Source organism: Pedobacter sp. PLR (genome assembly GCF_026239675.1).
Classification (GTDB): domain Bacteria; phylum Bacteroidota; class Bacteroidia; order Sphingobacteriales; family Sphingobacteriaceae; genus Pedobacter.
Map to the genome: position 1 here is coordinate 563,626 of NZ_JAPIVQ010000003.1, position 20,403 is coordinate 584,028.

Annotated in this window: 17 protein-coding genes and 5 tRNA genes; 10 read left to right on the forward strand and 12 right to left on the reverse strand. The window is 40.8% G+C overall.

All coding sequences use genetic code 11. The features are described from left to right. Positions 1-22 precede the first annotated feature (22 nt). Positions 23-1,468 (reverse strand): Fe-S cluster assembly protein SufB, encoded by a 1,446-nt coding sequence (gene sufB / locus OQX61_RS09585; protein WP_265841439.1) that lies wholly within the window; start codon positions 1,466-1,468, stop codon positions 23-25. A 328-nt stretch (positions 1,469-1,796) separates the two neighbouring features. Then, on the reverse strand, positions 1,797-3,479 hold the full coding sequence (locus OQX61_RS09590; protein WP_265841440.1) for a PNGase F N-terminal domain-containing protein: 1,683 nt from the start codon (positions 3,477-3,479) through the stop codon (positions 1,797-1,799). A gap of 147 nt (positions 3,480-3,626) precedes the next feature. On the opposite strand from OQX61_RS09590, the gene OQX61_RS09595 reads away from it, so the two are divergent. Next, positions 3,627-4,430, forward strand: a complete 804-nt coding sequence (locus tag OQX61_RS09595) for a helix-turn-helix domain-containing protein (protein ID WP_265841441.1) — start codon at positions 3,627-3,629, stop codon at positions 4,428-4,430. A gap of 63 nt (positions 4,431-4,493) precedes the next feature. Beyond that, a complete protein-coding gene (locus tag OQX61_RS09600) occupies positions 4,494-5,948 on the forward strand; it encodes an alpha/beta fold hydrolase (RefSeq protein ID WP_265841442.1) in 1,455 nt (484 codons plus the stop codon). Between the two features lie 46 nt (positions 5,949-5,994). Here the strand turns inward: OQX61_RS09600 and OQX61_RS09605 are convergent. From OQX61_RS09605 to OQX61_RS09640, 8 genes are all read right to left on the reverse strand, one after another. Further along, positions 5,995-6,079, reverse strand: a tRNA-Leu gene (locus tag OQX61_RS09605). 48 nt (positions 6,080-6,127) lie between these two features. After that, positions 6,128-6,200 (reverse strand) — tRNA-Gly (locus OQX61_RS09610). 453 nt (positions 6,201-6,653) lie between these two features. After that, positions 6,654-6,726, reverse strand: a tRNA-Gly gene (locus OQX61_RS09615). A gap of 172 nt (positions 6,727-6,898) precedes the next feature. After that, positions 6,899-7,027, reverse strand: a complete 129-nt coding sequence (locus tag OQX61_RS09620) for a hypothetical protein (RefSeq protein WP_265841443.1) — start codon at positions 7,025-7,027, stop codon at positions 6,899-6,901. Between the two features lie 155 nt (positions 7,028-7,182). After that, on the reverse strand, positions 7,183-7,521 hold the full coding sequence (locus OQX61_RS09625; RefSeq protein ID WP_265841444.1) for a hypothetical protein: 339 nt from the start codon (positions 7,519-7,521) through the stop codon (positions 7,183-7,185). Positions 7,522-7,818: 297 nt separating this feature from the next. Continuing rightward, a tRNA-Leu gene (locus OQX61_RS09630) sits at positions 7,819-7,903 on the reverse strand. A gap of 51 nt (positions 7,904-7,954) precedes the next feature. Further along, positions 7,955-8,027: transfer RNA gene (locus OQX61_RS09635), tRNA-Gly, on the reverse strand. Between the two features lie 137 nt (positions 8,028-8,164). Then, positions 8,165-8,653, reverse strand: coding sequence for a regulatory protein RecX (locus OQX61_RS09640; protein ID WP_265841445.1), 489 nt, complete (start codon positions 8,651-8,653; stop codon positions 8,165-8,167). Between the two features lie 302 nt (positions 8,654-8,955). Here OQX61_RS09640 and OQX61_RS09645 point away from each other — a divergent pair, with 302 nt between their 5' ends. After that, a complete protein-coding gene (locus tag OQX61_RS09645) occupies positions 8,956-11,415 on the forward strand; it encodes a bifunctional UDP-N-acetylmuramoyl-tripeptide:D-alanyl-D-alanine ligase/alanine racemase (RefSeq protein ID WP_265841446.1) in 2,460 nt (819 codons plus the stop codon). Between the two features lie 9 nt (positions 11,416-11,424). Next, the gene (locus tag OQX61_RS09650) at positions 11,425-12,015 is read left to right on the forward strand and encodes a DUF502 domain-containing protein (protein ID WP_265841447.1); all 591 of its coding nucleotides are present in this window, start codon (positions 11,425-11,427) and stop codon (positions 12,013-12,015) included. 378 nt (positions 12,016-12,393) lie between these two features. Here OQX61_RS09650 and OQX61_RS09655 read toward each other — a convergent pair whose 3' ends face one another. Both OQX61_RS09655 and OQX61_RS09660 read right to left on the reverse strand, forming a co-directional pair. Next, a complete protein-coding gene (locus OQX61_RS09655) occupies positions 12,394-13,101 on the reverse strand; it encodes a TIGR00730 family Rossman fold protein (RefSeq protein ID WP_265841448.1) in 708 nt (235 codons plus the stop codon). An 18-nt stretch (positions 13,102-13,119) separates the two neighbouring features. Next, positions 13,120-14,628 carry a sodium:solute symporter gene (locus OQX61_RS09660; RefSeq protein WP_265841449.1) on the reverse strand — a complete coding sequence of 503 codons (1,509 nt, stop codon included), beginning with the start codon at positions 14,626-14,628 and terminating at the stop codon, positions 13,120-13,122. Between the two features lie 78 nt (positions 14,629-14,706). Here OQX61_RS09660 and recR point away from each other — a divergent pair, with 78 nt between their 5' ends. The 6 genes from recR (at position 14,707) to trpB (ending at position 20,395) form a co-directional block, all read left to right on the forward strand. Further along, positions 14,707-15,324, forward strand: a complete 618-nt coding sequence (gene recR, locus OQX61_RS09665; protein WP_265841450.1) for a recombination mediator RecR — start codon at positions 14,707-14,709, stop codon at positions 15,322-15,324. Between the two features lie 5 nt (positions 15,325-15,329). Continuing rightward, positions 15,330-16,145 carry an SDR family oxidoreductase gene (locus OQX61_RS09670; RefSeq protein WP_265841451.1) on the forward strand — a complete coding sequence of 272 codons (816 nt, stop codon included), beginning with the start codon at positions 15,330-15,332 and terminating at the stop codon, positions 16,143-16,145. 81 nt (positions 16,146-16,226) lie between these two features. Further along, complete coding sequence (locus tag OQX61_RS09675) at positions 16,227-17,069, forward strand: alpha/beta hydrolase (RefSeq protein WP_265841452.1); 843 nt, start codon at positions 16,227-16,229, stop codon at positions 17,067-17,069. A 278-nt stretch (positions 17,070-17,347) separates the two neighbouring features. Then, positions 17,348-18,334 (forward strand): anthranilate phosphoribosyltransferase, encoded by a 987-nt coding sequence (gene trpD, locus OQX61_RS09680; protein ID WP_265841453.1) that lies wholly within the window; start codon positions 17,348-17,350, stop codon positions 18,332-18,334. Beyond that, positions 18,334-19,035: a phosphoribosylanthranilate isomerase gene (locus tag OQX61_RS09685; protein WP_265841454.1), complete on the forward strand. Its 702-nt coding sequence runs from the start codon at positions 18,334-18,336 to the stop codon at positions 19,033-19,035. The genes trpD and OQX61_RS09685 overlap by 1 nt, the downstream gene beginning before the upstream one ends. Positions 19,036-19,213: 178 nt before the next feature. After that, positions 19,214-20,395, forward strand: coding sequence for a tryptophan synthase subunit beta (trpB, locus tag OQX61_RS09690; protein WP_265841455.1), 1,182 nt, complete (start codon positions 19,214-19,216; stop codon positions 20,393-20,395). Positions 20,396-20,403: the final 8 nt, after the last annotated feature.

Genomic DNA, 20,403 nt, shown 5'->3' on the forward strand with positions numbered 1-20,403 from the left:
TGAAATTTTAGAGGATTAGAAATTAGCCTACACTGCCTTCCATACTAATGGTGAGTAGTTTTTGCGCTTCTATAGCAAATTCCATAGGGAGCTGGTTCATCACTTCTTTGGCAAACCCGTTTACGATCAGCGCCACAGCAGCTTCTGCATCAATACCGCGCTGGCGACAGTAGAAAAGTTGATCTTCCCCGATTTTGGAGGTGGTAGCTTCATGCTCTACAATGGCGGTTTTGTTTTTTACTTCTATATAAGGAAAGGTATGGGCGCCACATTTATCTCCCAACAGGAGGGAATCGCATTGCGAATAATTCCGCGCATTGATCGCTCCTTTGGAGGCACGAACCAAGCCACGGTAACTGTTCTGACTTTGTCCGGCAGAGATGCCTTTGGCAACAATCCTGCTTCTCGTGTTTTTTCCAAGATGTATCATTTTAGTGCCGGTATCTGCCTGCTGATGATGATTGGTGAAGGCCACAGAGTAAAACTCACCAATAGAATGGTCACCTTTAAGGATCACACTCGGATATTTCCAGGTGATGGCAGAGCCGGTTTCTACCTGTGTCCAGGAGATTTTAGCATAATCCCCCTGACAAATACCACGTTTGGTAACGAAGTTGTAAATTCCTCCCTTTCCTTCTTTATCACCGGGATACCAGTTTTGAACAGTAGAATACTTGATTTCTGCCTTTTCCATGGCAATAAGTTCTACCACTGCTGCGTGTAATTGATTTTCATCCCTCATCGGTGCGGTACAACCTTCCAGATAGCTCACATAACTCTCTTCTTCCGCGATGATCAATGTTCTTTCAAATTGTCCGGAATTTTCAGCGTTGATCCTGAAATAAGTAGAGAGCTCCATCGGGCATCTTACGCCTTTAGGAATATAACAGAATGATCCATCGGTAAAGACTGCTGAATTTAATGCCGCAAAGTAATTGTCGGTCATCGGTACTACCGAACCCAGGTGTTTTTTTACCAATTCGGGATGCTTTTGAATGGCTTCACTTATGGAACAAAAAATGACCCCGATTTCGGACAATTGTTCTTTAAAAGAGGTCGCAATAGAGACACTGTCCATCACCACATCAACGGCTACTCCTGTTAATCTCTTTTGTTCGTTCAGGGAAATCCCTAGTTTTTCAAAAGTACGCAGCAGTTCCGGGTCAACCTCATCAAGGCTGTTTAGCTGCTCTTTTTGCTTCGGGGCAGCATAATAAATAATATCCTGGTAATTAATAGGAGGGTGTTTGATGTTGGCCCAGGTTGGTTCGGTTAGCTTTAACCAGTAGGCATAGGCTTTAAGGCGCCAGGCAAGCATCCATTCCGGCTCGTTCTTTTTTTTAGAAATGAGCTCAATAACCCCCTCGTTTAATCCCTTAGGGATGATGTCTGTATCTATTTTTGTTGTAAAGCCGTACTTGTAGTCGTTTAGTGCGGATTTCTCCAACATATCCAAATCTTCATTCATGATATCGGTCTTTGATGTTATTATCACAATAACTGTACCTTATAAAGGTACGGCTAACCTATTGCTTGTACAAAAAAGTATAAACAGATAAATGTAAGATTTAGAGGTGTTTGTGTGTTGGATCAGGGAGCTGATTCATCTGTTTTAGAAAATGAAGCACTATTTTACAGGGAAGTAGAATGGCGGTATCCATCATAAAAATACCCCCAAAATTTTCAAACATTTTGGGGGCTGTGCAATGCTTTTGGGAGCTGTGCAATGCTTTTTTGGAGACAGTGCAGCATAATTTTATGGGAGTATTTTAATGCTGATTCCTTTTGATCAGGCTTTACTCCTGGTCGCCGATTAATACGCCGGAAACGTTCCATGAGCTAAAGCTGGTGCCTTCTGGTTTTCCAAGAGGGATGGCTACCTGCAGTGTATGCTGACCTGGTGTAAGGTTTTCTAAGGGGATTTCTACAGGAAGCGTAAGCGTTCCCGGACACCAGTTTGAGCGACTTAAATCTGAAGAAGAAAGACCATTTCCGAAATTACCGGAAGAAGGATTGCTAAAACGGTAGGTTGCACAATCTTCTCTCCATGGAATAAAATGATAAACTCTTTTACCATCCACAAAAATCTCATTCATTTTTGGAACGAATTCATCTCCTTTACCCCAGCCACCGTGGCCGGTTGTCAGGTACCTTAACCTTAGGTTTTTTACACCTTGTGGGACATCAATGGTTACGGTTAGGGAATCTTTTTCAAACATGGTTCCATACTCTTGTCCGGCCATTTCCATCAAATTGGTGGTGTTAAATACAGGCATGATAAAAGATTTCTTTTCCTTCTCTTTTTCACCCTCATATCCAGGGTAGTAATTTAGGTTCAGGCTTACGGTATGTCCGCCTTTATCATAGTTTCCGATATATACGCCAATCCAGACTTCGCCTTGTAATTTCGGAGAAAGGACAGTAATATCTTGTTTGTAAATCACTGAATCTGCCCAGTTGTATCCTTTTATTTTTGCTTGTTCATTAAAGTGTTTCACGCCAAATGAAGTGAAAAAACGCATCAGTTCTAAAGGAGGGAGGTAATTGTCCGTAGCCGTAACACCCTGATATTTTTTGCCATTACGGGCAAGATAAACCGGTAAAGTCTGTAATCCGTTTTGTAAGGCATTAAGGAAGGAAATTGATTTGTCTACCGGGATCATAAACACCGATCCTGTTCTGTCGTAAGCATCACCGTTAGAGTTTTGGATCAGCTCTGCAAATACAGATTGTCCTGGTCTTGCAGCCGGAAGTTTTACTTTTTTAAGGATTACGGTACCGCCGGAGAAATGGTAAGTTGCATTGCTCTGGTCAGCAGCAGGGTTCTCTGTTTTGTTTCCAAAACTGATCTTTTCCTTATTGAAGATGTTGATCGTTTGGTAGCGACTTTCAATCACCTGACGTTGATAGGCGGCTTCGTCAAGGATTGTACCCCATTGTTTAGGCCAGGCCAGTTCTTCGGCTTTTACCTTGCGGTAATCAATTTTCTTCGCATAAGTTTCTGTATTGCCATTGCGAATGGTTTTTAGGATCAGACCGATGCCGGGAGTAATGGTCAGGTCTGGTGTTCCTTTAATTTTCAGGTCATTTGTATACCAGATTTCAATAGTATTAGAGCGGATAAAAACTTTTGCTTTTTTACAGGGAATACCCATTATTGTATCTGTACCTGCGATCAGCTCTGCTGTGGCATATTCAGAAAAAGGTTTTTTAAAGGTGTATAGATTTCCATTGCTATTCAGCACCTGATAGGTAACTGCCTCTTCAAATTGCAGGAATTGTTCTTGTTTTGCCTGGCGATCCTGACCGGCGATCCTCGCCTGAGCTCCTTTGATAAATAGCTTTTTCTCTCCGCCGGTTTCCTTGCCGTTGCTGCGGGAGCCATAGGTGATGACCGCTTCGGTAGCGGAGGTGTTTTTTTGTGCGAATGATGCAGTGCTCATAATCAGCATTGCGATACAAAATAAATGGGTTTTCATAGGAGATAAAGCTAAGAATTATTATGATAGGAGATTTGGCCGCATGACGGATTTTCTAATGACAGGTCTCCGAATGAAGAAGAAACCTAAAGAATAACCCGTACATTTGAATAGCTAAGGCCTTGTAAAACTGTAGATTCTTTGCTGATGATAGAAATTTTTAATGATATCAGAAAACTTTATCAATTTAAGCCTCCTTGTTCGGATCTGGCTAAGGATATCGAATTTTATTCGGAGACCTCATTAACTGCAACAGCGCATTATATTAAATCTGAAAATTTTACAGTTAAACTTTTTCCAAGTTATACCCCAACCATATGGATCAACCTGGGATCACCTTATTGGCTGAAAAACGGGAGTACGACCCAACGGATAGGCCAGCATGCAGATATTCTAGTCCTGAGGAATCAGGTTGTGGAAAGAAATAACCTTCCATCAGACAATATATTTACAGTTAAATTTCATCCGGGAGGGTTTGAATCCGTCTTTGGCTTCAGTCAACATAAAATAGGAGATCAGGTAGTTCCACTTTCCGATCTGATTCCCATTCCTTTTTTAAACCGGTTAAAATCAAGCGGGAACTTTGCGGATAGAGTGAACCTGCTCCAGGATTTTTTTTTGGAAAAACAAAAAGGAAGAAAAGAACTCCAGCACATCAAAGTGATCAGGCAGGCCATTCATGCATTTGATACTTTAAAGCCCGGGGAAAGCAATAGTTTCATTGCAAGTAATTTATGTCTTACCGATAAAACATTTTATCGACATTTTACGGAAGCAGTTGGCGCTAATCCTAAAACCTATATGATGGTAAACCGTGCCAGAAAGGCCTTGACTTCCTATATTCTTAACCCTAAAGCTTTTTCTGCCTATCAACATGGATATTATGATCCAGGTCATTTCTATAAAGATATCCTAAAATTCACCGGACAGAAACTGTCTGCTTTCAAATGATTAATTGTCCGTTTTTTACTTTTTTCGGAGAACTGGATTTATTTATTTTATGAAAAGTATTTTATGGAGAAGATTAAGATGAGAACCTTCCTGTTATTAACGATCCTGTTTTTTTCTTTTGGAAAGGTCATCGGACAGAAATATACACCTCACATTGAGCAAGGGCCGTCTATGATCAAATATGATCCCCGGTTAATTGTTAAATCAGGATATCTGGTTGTCCCGGAGGATAGGGGAAATACCAGGAGTAGGAAGATTAAAATCCCTTTTGTCTTTTTTAGAAAACCCGGGTCAGCAGAAAAAAAAGGGATAACACTTTTTACTACCGGCGGTCCTGGCTATAGCACGATCGCAAACATTGACAGTGTAGGTTATGACTCCGGGTTCTTAAAATATGGAGGTTTTATTGTTTTTGATCAGCGTGGGACTAAGCGGTCGGGCACTTGCCTTGATTGTCCGGAAATAGATACCGCAATTAAAATCAGTTACAAAAGAAACCTACCTCAAAAACGACTTGTTTTAGAAGCGGTTAAAAAGTGTCGGGAGAAACTATTAGCTCAGGGAATTAACCTGTCTGCATACAATACGACAGAAAGCGCTAAAGATATAAATGACCTTCGCCTGGCCTTACAGCTGGACTCACTAAACCTTGTCGGGATTTCTTACAGTGGTGGTCTGATGCTCACTGTGGCCAGGAACCACCCGGAAGGAGTCCGCTCCCTGATCCTGAACTCTCCACTTCCTGGTTATGTCAATTATGAAGAACATGCTTTATTCAATATCAATGAAGCACTAAACCAGGTTTTTGAAAATTGCCAGGCAGATTCTTCCCGAAAAGAAATCTACAAAGACCTTAAATCCCGTTTCCAGCAATATTTTACAACGATTACGGGAAAAGAATTTAGTGTTTCTTACCTGGAAAAGGGCACAAAAGATAGTTTGAAAATCAATTACGGGAAATCAGAATTGCTGGATGTGATCATTAATCATTTGAATACCAGTCAGGTCAAATCTGTACCATTTATTATGAATGAACTGATTAACGGGAAACATGCTGACTATGTCAGGGAAGTGATGGATGGCTACTTCTCTGGCGACGATAAATTGTCCAGGGGGATGCGGTATTCCGTTTATTGTACAGAACAGATCGCCTATTCAAATGAAAAGTTGGTCCATGACCAGGAATTGGTCATGCCATGGCTTTCAGAATATGTTTTTAATAATGTAGATCATGAGATTTGCAAATGTTGGAAGGTAGCGGCTGAACCTGCAGCAGTTAAATCTCCGGTATACTCTAGTATCCCCGTATTGATGTCAGCCGGAGATATCGATCCCTGGTGCCGGCCCTTTTATAATCAATTGATCAAACGTTATATGCCCAATAGTCAGCTACTCGTATTTCACAACCGTGGACATTTATCTGGTTTTAGTTTTCAGGGTACGGATTTTTTGCAGCTGTTCATGGAGCATCCGTATCGAAAAATTTTGTCACCAGGCAATCAGGTAAGCGTAGAATAATTTTTAGCAAAAAAAAAGCCTCTTTACGGGCTGTAAAGAGGCAATGTACTCAGAGCGGGAATCGAACCCGCACGACTTTTAAGGTCACAGGATTTTAAGTCCTGCGTGTCTACCAGTTCCACCATCTGAGCAGGTGTTAAACCTTTTAAAATAAATGCCTTCTATCTGGAAGGCATTAGAGCGAAAGACGAGATTCGAACTCGCGACCCCGACCTTGGCAAGGTCGTGCTCTACCAACTGAGCTACTTTCGCGTTGATGACGATACGAAGATAGGTATTGTTTTGACTTTTTTATACTCCACCCGGAAGATTTCACCGAATGCACTGGATTTCAAGCAGAAAAAAATCATTTATTTTTTCTTGCCCATCATTTTGACAGCTAAATATCGATTCTTAACCTTTAAACCAGCTTTTGATCCCCATTAATGAGGCTGTGTTTTTTAAAGAAAAGTATGATAATCGATAAATACTGCTGCTATTTCTAAAATTCAGAGACATTTTTATCAGCAGAGGTATTGAAACAGGAGTGTAGAGGATGGATGTTTTGCTTGTGGTTGATGCTTAGGTTATGCCGGCTGAAAAGGAATTCCAGATAAAACCTGATTTAGGAGTTTTGGGATTGATCCAAAAAAAAAAGCTCCTGCTGATTGTAGAGAATGAATTTTGGGCTAAAAACAGAAAAGCCTTCCGAATGGAAGGCTTTTGAGCGAAAGACGAGATTCGAACTCGCGACCCCGACCTTGGCAAGGTCGTGCTCTACCAACTGAGCTACTTTCGCTGTTAACGTGCCACGAAGATAGGGATAGTTTTCACTTTTCTGCAATCTCTTTTTGGAATTTCATCGAAGAAGCTGGATTTCAGGGAGTAAAATTTTAATTGATGACTACCAGGCATAGATTAAATGGCCTTTTCTTACTTTTCGGCTGTTTTAAACTTGATCAGGTATGGCGTTATACGACTGGTAAAAGCGCTACTTCTATGGTAATCGGCCTGCCATCTTCAGAGAATCCGATCACATTTTTCACATACAATGCTTTACTTTCTCCTGATGGTCCAAAGTCAAAGCCTCTGCCTGGCATCAACATAAGGTTTGGCGGTGTATTCTCTGGCCTCCATAATGGCTTTTAATCCAGGAGAGTCTTTTTTCAGGTATAGCTGGTTTAAATAATTGTACTCTACTTTCTTAAAGAAGTGGAAGTACTTAGGGTAGGAGTTAAACCCGCATGTTCAGCTGTTAATTCCAGTAAGTACCGTTTAATCCCAAAACAGTGCCAAGCCATAATGCAATGATGTAGACGATCAAACTCAATATATTTGCCATTACCTTTCTCCATCCGTTATGGTAACGAATATGATCCATTACATAATAGGCTATGCCACCACATGCACCGGCCAGAGGAACGATAATCAGCGGTTTAATCATCCATAGCTTTCCCCATTCCGGGTTAGGCTCTCCGGTTTGAAAAAGAAAAAATACGATTAGAATTAAAGCAATTCCTGCGCCTTGCAACATTCGTTTGCTTAATGGAGCAGCGTGAATGGATTGGGTTGGTAAACTGTTGTGCTGTGTCATGATCATTTTGTTGTTAATAATAAGGTGTCTGTATTTTTTAAGCGTGTCGCTATTCTTTCAATAACCGGAGTACTTAGTTTTTATAGAACAGCAATTGTATCTTAAAGTTAATGAAAAGTACTTTGTATTTCAAAGTAGTTGCTGGTTTATTTTTATACTGTTGGGAGTTATATGTTTTGGGCTGAAGCGAAAGGAGCAGGTCGTATAGGTGTTCAACTTGATTCTGGTTACTGAGGGGGTAATTGCCAGAATTATAGGGGCAAAAAAAAGCCTCTCTACTTTCGTAAAGAGGCTGTGTACTCAGAGCGGGAATCGAACCCGCACGACTTTTAAGGTCACAGGATTTTAAGTCCTGCGTGTCTACCAGTTCCACCATCTGAGCAGGTGTTAACCTTTTAAATTAAATAGCTTCATGATAGTTGAAGTTATTTAGAGCGAAAGACGAGATTCGAACTCGCGACCCCGACCTTGGCAAGGTCGTGCTCTACCAACTGAGCTACTTTCGCATGGTTTTTATTTTAACATCATCCGATGTTGCCAAGTTCTTAAAGTGTATTTCGTAATACCCTTTGTTTCGTTTGGGAATGCAAATATAGGGACTTTTATTTATCTGTCAAGTTTTTTTTATAAATAATTTGGTTGGCTAGTATAAGTTATTGTCTTTCAATACTTCCATGATCAAATTATTTTCAAAACCCTTCGTCATAAGGTAGGTGATGAGCTTATTTCTCCTTTTATAAGGATCAGATTCCTTGATTAAATTCGACTTTTTCTCCGCAGAAGCTAGTATGGCTTTTAAATAATCATCGTAATCGATCGTATTTAAAGCCTTTAAAATCATTTTCTCAGGAACCTTTTTTAATTTAAGTGCCTGCTTGATTTTGATTTTACCCCATTTCTTGATGTTAAACTTGCCGGAAACATAAGCATGAGCAAATCTTTCTTCGTTCAAATAGTTGGTGGTGATGAGTTCAGAAATGTTTTCTTCCACCTCATCCGGCCTCAATCCCCATTCATAAAGCTTATTTCTGACTTCCTGCTGCGCACGTTCCTGATAGGCACAATAATGCTCGGCTTTGAATAAAGCTGTTTTCTTATCGTATTTGACGATTTTTTTCTCTGAATTTTCCAAGTCTACAATAATACACAATCGATAACTACTGAATTTGAAATCCTTCGGCCATAATGCAATATTGACGTTTTTAATACAAATAAAGGGTTAGGAGCAAAAGATAGCAACAAGAGCAGTATTCACAACAAAAAGGCCAGGTTAGCGGAACTAACAATTGACAAATCAACAACAGGTATCAGTAATAGTGGGAAATCAACAAAAATAACCAACAAGAGAACGGTCAAACCTAATGGTGCATAAAATTGATCAAAAAATCACGCCTTAACTATTGTTATCCCTGCAAATACTTTAATTTTGAAGCTATGAGCAGTACCACGTATACAATTGACCATTTTGCGGAGATTCTTCATGCAAAAGCTTTTAGTCCTCAACCGAAATTGACCATTACCAGACTGGTGATAGATAGCAGAGCGGTTATTGACCCTGAAAGTTCTTTGTTTTTTGCCTTACAGGGGAAGCGTGATGGTCATGAGTATCTGAGGGAGGCATACGCTAACGGGATCAGGAGTTTTGTGATCAGTGATGATCAATACTTCGCCGTTTTTCCGGATGCAAACATGCTGTTGGTCGAAAATGTAGGCCAGGCGCTGCAAACATTGGCCATTGCACACAGGGATCAATACGATTTAAAAGTGTTGGCTATTACCGGTAGCAACGGAAAAACGATAGTCAAAGAATGGCTCTATCAACTTTTGGCTGCTGATTATAACATCGTCCGTAGTCCTAAAAGTTTCAATTCTCAGATCGGCGTGCCTTTGTCGGTATGGAGCATTCAGGAAGAACATACCCTTGGGATTTTCGAAGCAGGGATCTCCAAAGAAAATGAAATGGAGTCACTTCAACGTATTATTAAACCTACAATCGGGATTTTAACCAATATCGGGGAGGCGCATGCAGAAGGATTTTCCTCTCCAAAAGCAAAGCTGCTGGAGAAATTAAAGCTCTTTAAGGATACTGAGGTTTTCATTTATTCTCCGGATTATACCAGTGGAATAGCAACTAAAGACCTGCCGGGACAAACAAAATTCTCCTGGAGTTTAACGCAAAAAGCGGATCTACAGATATCCTTTGTGGAGCCTATAGAAGACAAGACCTATATCAGGGCAATATATAAAGGTTCAGAAATAGAATGCCTGATCCCTTTTAGCGACAGGGCTTCTGTTGAAAATGGCATCATTTGCTGGGCTACGATGCTCTCTATGGGGTATCCGGCGGAAGTAGCAGATGCACGTCTGGAGAAATTAAACAAGGTAGGGATGAGATTGGAGTTGAAAAACGGTATCAATCAATGTTCGGTTATCGATGACTCCTATGTTGCAGATATTCCTTCTCTTGCCATCGCGCTCGACTTTCTGAACCTTCAGAATCAACACCCTAAAAAAACATTAATTCTATCCGATTTACAGGAGACCGGTAAAAAAGAATCCGTTCTTTATGCGGAAATTGCAGACCTGTTAAAGCAGAAAAACCTGCAAAGACTAATCGGTATTGGCCCTAATATATCTTCGATGGCCTCCCTATTTGATATGGAAGCCTCATTTTATGAAAGCACACAAGATTTTATAGATCATTTTCCGGCGATACATTTCTATAATGAAACCATCCTGGTAAAGGGAGCGAGGAAATTTGAATTTGAGCGCATCAGTAAGATGATCGCTCAAAAAGTTCATGATACCGTATTGGAAATCGACCTGAATGCGCTTGCAGGAAACCTCCAATTCTATCGCAATAAGCTGAAACCAGGTGTCAAAATCATGGCCATGGTGAAAGCCTTTTCCTATGGAAGCGGGAGTTTTGAAATCGCCAATGTGTTGCAATACCATAAAGTAGATTATCTGGCGGTGGCTTATACAGATGAGGGTGTAGCACTGAGAAAAGGAGGGATTACGATGCCGATTATGGTGATGAGTCCGGAACCTTCTGCCTTTGATGCCATCGTAAAATATAAGCTGGAACCCGAAATTTATAACCTGGACATCCTGAATAGCTTCATCAAATTTCTTCCGGGAGAGCGCTATGATTATCCGGTTCACCTTAAAATTGATACTGGCATGCATCGGCTGGGTTTCGAAGAAACCGAACTCGGAGATTTACTAAATACTATTCAGGACAGTAAAAAAATCAAAGTAGTATCTGCTTTCTCTCATTTGGTAGGGAGTGATGAAATTCATCATGATGAATTTACCCAACATCAAATTCAAAGATTCAAGTCAATTGCACAAAAGATAACAGACGGACTCGGGTATAATTTTATCTGGCATATTTCGAATACCTCCGGCATTTCCCGTCATCCGGAAGCGCAACTGGATATGGTCCGACTAGGGATAGGTTTATACGGCCATGATGGCGGATTAAACCAGAATAAAGGACTTCAAACCGTTGCCGTATTGAAAACTACCATTACTCAGGTGAAAGAAATCAAAGCAAATGAAACTGTTGGTTACGGCCGGAAAGGGCTTTTACCCGAAGGAGGAACCATTGCAACCGTCAAAATCGGCTATGCAGACGGTTATACCAGAAGGTTCGGTAATGGGGTAGGGAAAATGTTGGTGAATGGTCAGCTGGTGCCAACAGTTGGCGTGATCTGTATGGATATGTGCATGTTAGATGTAACCGGACTGGACGTAAAAACAGGTGATGAAGTGATTGTTTTCAATGGAAAACTAACCATTGCCATGCTCGCTGAACAAATCGAAACCATCCCTTATGAGATTTTAACGAATATTTCACAAAGGGTGAAACGGATTTATTTTTATGAGTAGTTTTGCAGCATGAACAGAATTGGTAGGGCCTTATTAAGATATATCATTAAAGGACTCTTAATTGTATTGCCTATTGCACTAAGTATTTTTATTGTGATCGTAGCTGTAACTACAGTAGACAGCTGGTTAAATATAAACAATATCCTCGGTGTGGATCCCCGGACAGGTGCCAGCAGGAATATTCCCGGACTGGGCTTAGCACTCGTAGTAGCCATTACACTTGTTGCCGGTGTGTTCGTTACCAATTTCGTAACCGAACCCATGTACAACTGGTTCGCCAGAATACTGGACAGACTTCCCATCCTTAAATTCATTTATTCTTCCATTAAAGACCTTACAGAAGCTTTCGTCGGGGATGAAAAGAAATTCAATAACCCTGTACTCGTAGAAGTCGAAGGGGATTTAAAAAGAATCGGATTTCTAACGCAAAGCGATTTATCTGCAATCGGACTCCCGGGAGAATCTATCGTATATTTTCCTTTTTCTTACTCTTTCGCCGGACAAGTCTATGTGGTGAAAAATGAAAAGATCAAGCCTTTAAAAATGACTGCCGCTGAAGCAATGAAACTAGTCGTATCAGGTGGTGTAAGTCATATCTAAAAATAAAACGCTGATAAGCTAAAGAACGCTGATGATCACTGATTGGAAATAATAATCCTGAAATAAAGCATTCTATATGAACTGAGGTAATCAACATGAAATAAATCCTGGAATAAAGCATTTAACATGAACTGAAGTAATCATCATGGAATAAGGTGATCAATAAAGCATTCCATATGAACTGAAGTAATCATCATGAAATAAACCTGAAATAAGGTATTCATCATGAATGTAATTGATGCTGAAAATGAAAAAAGATAGTTGTGAGCCCGACATTCAAATCTTTTGCCCTTCAGCGAAAGATTTGAGGAGGGGAGCAACTATCTTTTTCATTTTACCTAAGTTCTTACACCGGTCAATTAAAAACCGCCTTCAAGCCTAGAAATTCGGTTTTAACACATACTTGTCGTAGAACCTGAAAATATGTTCAGCGGCTTCTTCTGCCGTATCTACTAACCTAAACAGATTCAAATCTTCCGCATGAATATTGTGTTCCTGGTGCAACATCGTAGAAGTAATCCAATCTACTAAACCACCCCAATACTCTTTTCCGACTAAAACAATCGGGAACCTCGCAATCTTACCCGTCTGGATTAAAGTAATCGCCTCGAAAAGCTCATCCATTGTCCCCATACCACCAGGTAATACGACAAACCCCTGCGAGTACTTCATGAACATCACCTTCCTGATGAAGAAATAATCAAATTCCAGTAACTTATTATGGTCAATATATTTATTGTGAAACTGTTCAAAAGGAAGGTCAATATTTAAACCTACAGACTTTCCTCCATTCATGTGTGCACCTTTATTACCGGCTTCCATAATACCCGGACCACCACCGGTGATCACTCCATATCCGCGTTCCGTAAGCAACCTGCCACATTCTACAGCAATCTCATAGTACTTATTTGTTTCCGCAGTTCTTGCAGATCCAAAGATGGATACACAAGGACCAATTTTCGCTAATTTCTCAAAGCCATCTACAAATTCGGCCATTATTTTGAAGATCTGCCAGGAATCTGTAACTTTTATTTCCTGCCAGTCTTTGTTTTCAAATGCACTTCTAATTTTCTCTTCACTTGTCATTCTATAGATATTTAGGTCTTAAAATCTGGTTTGCGATGCTGTTTTTTTACTGATCAGTAACAGTCCGGTAAAGGTAATCAACCCATTCACGAGAATGAGTTCCACACTAAATGTATAACCGCCAAGTAAAGTGGCAGAGTTGGCATTGAGCAGGTAACACACTGCTGGTGCGAGGATACATACTAAAGGTACTAATTTATCATGAAGTCCTCTTTTCTTCATAAAAAGACCAAAACTATACAAGCCAAGTAATGGGCCGTAAGTATAGGAGGCTACCTTAAAGATACCCTTAACGACAGATTCATCATTTAAAGTATTAAAAACAATGATCACCAGGAACATTAACAGCGAAAATACGACGTGTACCAAATGTCTTTTCTTTACGGCGCCATCAGCATTGGCATTGTCATCTTTACCCATATGCAGGAAATCTACACAGAAGGAAGTGGTCAATGCGGTTAATGCCGAATCTGTTGTGGCGAAGGTTGCTGCTGTTAAACCCAGCATGAATACAATAGCAGGTACCACGCTCAAATGATTCAGGGCGATCTCCGGGAAAAGAAAATCCGTTCGTGGCTTTCCGGTAATATGATCCAGAGGAATCTCAATACCGTTTTTAGTGGCGTAGATATATAACAAAGCACCAACACTCAGGAAGAAGATGTTCAGGATTACAAATATTCCGGTAAAAGTAAACATGTTTTTCTGCGCTTCTCCAATGGTTTTCATACTCAGGTTTTTTTGCATCAAATCTTGATCCAAACCCGTCATGGCAATGGTCACAAATACCCCTCCTATGAACTGTTTACTGAAATGGAAGCCATTTGTCATGAAGTCCTCGTAAAAGAAAACCTTAGAATAACCACTCGATTTAATGGCTTCAAAGGCCTGAGGGATGTTCATATCCAGACTGCTGCAAATGAAGTACAGGGTGAGGAAGACCGATAATACCAGGAAGAACGTTTGTAAAGTATCCGTGATGATGATGGTTTTTAATCCACCTTTAAAGGTATAGGACCAGATTAAACCCAGAGAAATTAATACGGTTACCCAAAAAGGGACACCATAACTGTCGAAGATAAAGCGCTGTAATACGATAACCACCAGGTATAACCGGAAAGCTGATCCGATAGTTCTGCTGATCAGAAATATCGATGCCGCAGTTTTATAACTGTAAAAGCCGAGGCGTTGTTCGATATAGCTATAAATAGAGGTGAGCCTCATCCGGTAATACAACGGCAGTAAAACTGTTGCGATAATGATAAAGCCGACGGCATTTCCCAATACAAACTGAAAATATTGAAACTGATTACCGGATGGGGCACCTACTTCTCCGGGAACGGAGATAAAAGTGACACCGGATAAGGCGGTACCAATCATTCCAAAAGCAACCAGGTACCATTTTGAATTTCTATTGGCAATAAAAAAGGTGGCATTGTCTGATGATTTTTTGGAAGTAGCAAAGGCAATAATGATCAATATCAGGAAGTAACCAATCAAAAAAGACAAAAGTATAGCTGGGCTCATAGTATGTTTTTAGCAGCTAAATGTAAGAAAATCAAATTTTAAAAATCAAATAACGGAAGATAAATATAAATTTGTAAAATGAACTTTTCATCCAAGCTTCTTGAAGACGCAGTCAACGAATTTTCAAAGTTACCGGGAGTCGGACAAAAGACCGCGTTACGTTTGGTATTGCACCTGTTAAACAAGGAAGAGCAAGAAGTTTCGAACTTCGGAAACTCCATTATTAAGCTTCGTCAGGAGATCAGACATTGTGCGGTATGTCATAACATTTCGGACCATTTGCATTGCGAAATCTGTACGGCTAACAAGCGCGATAAAGAAGTGATTTGTGTGGTAGAAGATACCAGGGACGTGATGGCGGTAGAGAATACCTCCCAATATTTCGGCGTTTACCATGTGTTGGGCGGATTGATTTCCCCGATGGATGGCATCGGTCCGGCGGATCTTTTTATCGATTCTTTAGTGCAACGTGTCGCCACCAGCCCCGTTAAGGAAATTATTTTGGCCCTGAGCGCAACTATGGAAGGAGATACTACTCTTTTCTACCTTTACAAACGTCTTAAAGATTTTCAGATTCCGATTACGGCCATTGCGCGTGGTATCGCTTTTGGTGGCGAACTGGAATATGCAGACGAAATCACCCTGGGCCGCTCTATCATTACAAGAGTGCCTTATGAAAACTCATTAATCAAATAATCAGCATGGATTTTAAGAATAAAGTAGTCATCATTACCGGTGCATCTTCCGGTATAGGAAAGGCTTGTGCCGAAGAATTTGCAAAACGTGGCGCAAACCTGGTGCTTGCTGCCAGACAATATGTGACCCTTTGCGAAGTTACAGCAGATTTGGAAAGTAAATATGGCATTCGAGCAGTTGCTGTACAAGCTGATGTAAGTAAAGAACAGGATTGCGAAGAACTGACTAAGCAAGCCATCCTCAGCTTTGGGAAAATTGATATCCTGGTGAATAATGCCGGACTATCGATGCGTGCTTTATTCAACGACCTTGATCTTACGGTATTGAAAAACCTGATGGATGTGAACTTCTGGGGCACGGTATATTGTACAAAATATGCTTTACCTGAGATTTTGAAAACCAAAGGCAGTGTAATTGGCGTATCTTCTATTGCAGGTTACCGTGGATTACCGGGACGTACCGGATATTCGGCTTCAAAATTTGCCATGAATGGGTTTATGGAAGCGTTAAGGACAGAATTGTTAAAAACAGGGGTACATATTATGGTGGCTTGTCCTGGTTTTACCGCTTCAAATATCCGTGTTACGGCATTGGCAAAAGATGGCCTTGCACATGGAGAAACCAGTATGGAAGAAGGTAAAATGATGACTGCTGATGAGGTTGCACACCGTATCGTAAATGGCATTGCAGCAAGAAAACGTACGCTGATCATGACAGGGCAAGGGAAATTAACCGTGTGGATCAATAAACTGTTGCCCGCATTGGCGGATAAATTGGTGTTCAACCATTTTACCAAAGAGAAAAACGCGTTGATCAAATAAAGCAGAATTCATCACATAAAGCAGAATTGATCAGGTAAAGTTGAATAGATAAGGAGAACGTTTTGATCAAATAAACTATAAATGAAAACCAGGTTATTATACATGCTATTAGCTTTTGCCGGACAAATATTTACTTCCGCTGCCCAGATTAAGGTAGCGAAGGATATCGGTTATGGTCAGGAGCAAAGCAAGGTAAGCAACCAGTTAAATGTCTATTATCCGGCAGATACTGTCGCTAAAAAAGGAGTTGTCATCTTTATCCATGGCGGATCCTGGAGTAGTGGTAAGAAGGAAACTTACTGGTGGCTGGGCAGAAATCTGGCCCGCAAGGGCCTGGTTGGAGTGATCATCAATTATGGTCTGGCCCCCGAGCAGCAATACCCGCAAATGGCTGCCGATTGTGCTGCTGCGGTAACCTGGGTATCACAACATATTCATAATTACGGTGGAAATCCGGAACGGATATTCCTGATGGGACATTCTGCCGGTGGGCACCTTGCTGAGTTCATCAATGCAGATCCGGAATACCTGGAAGCAGCGGGATTTAAGGGAAAAGTTAAAGGAGTCATTTTAAACGATGCTTTCGGACTGGATATGAATGAGTACCTGAGCAAGGCCGAAAAGGATGATAACTACCATAACTTTCTGCGTACGTTCAGTGATGATCCGGTCGTTTGGACCAAAGCATCACCATTAAACTATGTGCAGCAAATTGAAAACCCACACCTGATTTTTTATGGAGAGAAAACCTATCCGGCCATACAAATACAGTCAGAGCGTATTCAAAAGCAGTTAACCGCACAACAGATCCCCAGTTCAATATACGTGATCAAGGGTAAAAAACATGTAGGCATGATCAGTCAGATGGTTTTTGGAAGCAACCAGCTTTATCAGAAAATACTTGATTTTGTGGCTCAATATTAATCCCTGATACCTTGCAACCGATTGGTTACCAGAATAAAAATCAGCGGGTATTTGCAGTTTTCTCTTAAAAACGGTCTTAAATCTTTAATATTTCAAGAAAAATTTTGCAATTATTAAAAACTATTCCATCTTTGCTTTTGATGATACAGACAAACGTACTTAATCTTTGGTGGTGGCACAACGCAATAGCGTAGTGTAACCCCCTATTTGAACGTTTTATTTTACATAAAAATATTTTGAGGGTTGCTTTTTAAAGCAGCCCTTTTTGTTTTATACCCATGAAGAAAATACTAAATCACTTATTTGAAAATAAGACCTTCAGCAGAGCTGAGGCACAAAAAATCTTAACTGCTATTGCTTTAGGTGAGTTTAATACTTCACAAATTGCGGCCTTTATTACCGCCTATGGGATGCGTAATATCACAGTTGAGGAATTGCAGGGATTTAGAGATGCCATGCTGGATTTATGTGTAAAGCTCGACTTCTCAGACTATGAGTTGATTGACCTGTGTGGTACTGGTGGTGATGGTAAGGATACCTTTAACATCTCTACACTGGCTTCTTTTGTCGTTGCCGGTGCCGGTCATAAAGTAGCCAAACATGGTAATTACGGCGTTTCTTCCGGCTGCGGTTCTTCTAACGTAATCGAATATCTGGGGTATCAGTTTACGAGCGATCCGGATACTTTAAAGAGAAACCTGGATACCTCAGGAATCTGCTTTATCCATGCCCCGTTGTTTAACCCTGCGATGAAAACAGTAGCACCAATTCGTAAAGAACTGGGCGTAAAAACATTTTTCAATATGCTTGGGCCAATGTGTAATCCGGCACAGCCGAAAAACCAACTGGTAGGTGTGTTTAGTCTGGAGCTGGCCCGTTTGTATGCTTACTTATATCAGGAAACTGATAAGAACTATACGATTCTTCATGCAGTGAACGGTTTTGATGAAGTTTCTCTGACCTGCGACTTTAAAATCTTCAGCAAAAAGGGAGAAGCCTTAGTAAAGGTAGCGGATATTGGCTTTGAAGAGATGGATGAGTCCCTGATTAAAGGTGGCGACACCGTGGCTTCTTCAGCGGAAATTTTCATGAACGTGTTAAACGCAAAAGCAACGGATGCACAGCACAATGTGGTCCTTTGTAATGCCGCATTGGCGATACAAACCATAGATGATACCAAATCTTTTGCCGATTGCTTCTATGAAGCCGAAGAATCTTTGTTTAGTAAAAGTGCATTGAAACGCTTTAAAAGCCTGGTAGGATAATGAGTACTCCGCTATTGAAAATATGTGGGATGCTACACCCGGAAAATATCAGGGAGGTGGCAGCATTGCAACCCGACTATATGGGTTTCATCTTTTTTAAAGGCTCAAAAAGATATGCCGGAGCAGTATTGCCGGAAGTTCTGGATACCTTACCTGAAAACATAAAGAGAACAGGTGTTTTTGTGAATGAAACACTGGATACCGTACTCCACCTGGTTGATAAATACAGCTTGAATGCCTTGCAATTGCATGGTGCAGAAAGCCCGGAATACTGTAAGGAGTTGAAAATAAGGTTAAACCATGCTGATACCGGGATTACTGAACTGAAAATCAAAGCCGAAGCTGCTGAACCTAAGCTGAAAATAGTGGGAGTACAGTTGATCAAGGCATTTGGCGTCAACGATGATTTCGATTTCAGCCAGCTAAACCCTTACGTAGGTATGGTAGATTACTTTTTGTTTGACACACAAACTCCGGATCATGGGGGCTCAGGTCGTCAGTTCGACTGGCAACTGCTCCAAAAGTACACACTCGATGTCCCTTATTTTTTAAGTGGCGGAATCGGCGTAGAAAGTGCGGAAATATTGAATGGAATTGTCGATCCAAGACTGTTTGCCATTGATGTGAACAGTAAGTTTGAAATAGAACCCGGACTAAAAGACCTTCCTAAGCTAAAGGAATTTAAAAGCAGGTTATCATAAGTAGTCTCCTGCATGGCCAGGCTGATAAAAAGGTAGCAGGTAACCATGGGAAAATAGACAACCAGAAATAATAACCAGGAATAGACAACCCGGTGTAAATATATAAATGATCAAAAGCGGAATGCGGATTAACAACGCTGAAAGCCAAAAGATCAGGATAAAAAATAAGAACAAGATTATGAACTATTTTGTAAACGAAAAGGGATACTTTGGAGATTTTGGAGGAGCATATATCCCTGAAATGCTCTACCCTAATGTAGAGGAACTGAGAACTAAATACCTGGAAATTATTGCAGACGAGGGCTTCCAAAAGGAGTTTCACCAACTGTTAAAAGACTATGTAGGCAGACCTTCGCCATTATATCTGGCCAAACGCCTCTCGGAAAAATACGGAGCAAACATCTTTTTGAAAAGAGAAGATCTGAACCATACCGGAGCACATAAAATCAACAATACCATTGGTCAGATTCTGGTAGCAGAGCGTTTAGGAAAAAAGCGCATCATTGCAGAAACCGGTGCAGGACAACATGGTGTAGCTACGGCTACCGTATGTGCATTGCGTGGTCTGGAATGTGTAGTTTACATGGGCGAAATCGACATCGCACGTCAGGCACCTAACGTAGCCAGAATGAAAATGCTGGGTGCAACAGTAGTGTCCGCAACTTCCGGTAGTAAAACATTGAAAGATGCGACTAATGAGGCTATGCGCGACTGGATCAATAACCCAATCGACACCCATTACATTATCGGTTCTGTAGTAGGTCCACATCCGTACCCTGATATGGTGGCTACTTTTCAATCGATCATCTCTGAAGAAACAAAAAAACAACTCATTGAGCAGACCGGTAACGATCAGCCTGATTACGTATTGGCTTGTGTAGGTGGTGGAAGTAATGCCATGGGCATGTTCTATCATTTTCTAAATGATGAAAACGTAAAACTGATTGCGATTGAAGCTGCCGGTAAAGGTGTAGATAGCGGTCATTCTGCAGCAACCACTGCTTTAGGTAAAGAAGGTGTATTACATGGCAGCAGAAGCATCCTGATGCAAACGGAAGATGGACAGGTGATTGAACCATATTCGGTTTCTGCAGGTCTGGATTACCCTGGTGTTGGCCCTCAGCACGCGCATTTGTTCAAGACTTTAAGAGCGCAGTATGTTTCAGCAACTGATAATGAAGCCTTGCAGGCAGGATTGTTACTGACACAACTGGAAGGAATTATTCCGGCAATTGAAAGTGCACACGCCCTGGCGTATTTAGAGAAAATGAAGTTTACAGGTAAGGAAAATGTCGTGATTTGTTTGTCCGGAAGGGGAGATAAAGACATGGATACCTATATGAAGTATTTTGGTTTATAAGAAGAGCA

Bases quoted from the DNA above. Each gene is read 5' to 3' on its own strand.
- sufB (WP_265841439.1), bottom strand. From the start codon at position 1,468: ATGAATGAAGATTTGGATATGTTGGAGAAATCCGCACTAAACGACTAC.
- OQX61_RS09590 (WP_265841440.1), bottom strand. From the start codon at position 3,479: ATGAAAACCCATTTATTTTGTATCGCAATGCTGATTATGAGCACTGCA.
- OQX61_RS09595 (WP_265841441.1), top strand. From the start codon at position 3,627: ATGATAGAAATTTTTAATGATATCAGAAAACTTTATCAATTTAAGCCT.
- OQX61_RS09600 (WP_265841442.1), top strand. From the start codon at position 4,494: ATGGAGAAGATTAAGATGAGAACCTTCCTGTTATTAACGATCCTGTTT.
- OQX61_RS09620 (WP_265841443.1), bottom strand. From the start codon at position 7,027: ATGCCAGGCAGAGGCTTTGACTTTGGACCATCAGGAGAAAGTAAAGCA.
- OQX61_RS09625 (WP_265841444.1), bottom strand. From the start codon at position 7,521: ATGACACAGCACAACAGTTTACCAACCCAATCCATTCACGCTGCTCCA.
- OQX61_RS09645 (WP_265841446.1), top strand. From the start codon at position 8,956: ATGAGCAGTACCACGTATACAATTGACCATTTTGCGGAGATTCTTCAT.
- OQX61_RS09650 (WP_265841447.1), top strand. From the start codon at position 11,425: ATGAACAGAATTGGTAGGGCCTTATTAAGATATATCATTAAAGGACTC.
- OQX61_RS09655 (WP_265841448.1), bottom strand. From the start codon at position 13,101: ATGACAAGTGAAGAGAAAATTAGAAGTGCATTTGAAAACAAAGACTGG.
- OQX61_RS09660 (WP_265841449.1), bottom strand. From the start codon at position 14,628: ATGAGCCCAGCTATACTTTTGTCTTTTTTGATTGGTTACTTCCTGATA.
- recR (WP_265841450.1), top strand. From the start codon at position 14,707: ATGAACTTTTCATCCAAGCTTCTTGAAGACGCAGTCAACGAATTTTCA.
- OQX61_RS09670 (WP_265841451.1), top strand. From the start codon at position 15,330: ATGGATTTTAAGAATAAAGTAGTCATCATTACCGGTGCATCTTCCGGT.
- OQX61_RS09675 (WP_265841452.1), top strand. From the start codon at position 16,227: ATGAAAACCAGGTTATTATACATGCTATTAGCTTTTGCCGGACAAATA.
- trpD (WP_265841453.1), top strand. From the start codon at position 17,348: ATGAAGAAAATACTAAATCACTTATTTGAAAATAAGACCTTCAGCAGA.
- OQX61_RS09685 (WP_265841454.1), top strand. From the start codon at position 18,334: ATGAGTACTCCGCTATTGAAAATATGTGGGATGCTACACCCGGAAAAT.
- trpB (WP_265841455.1), top strand. From the start codon at position 19,214: ATGAACTATTTTGTAAACGAAAAGGGATACTTTGGAGATTTTGGAGGA.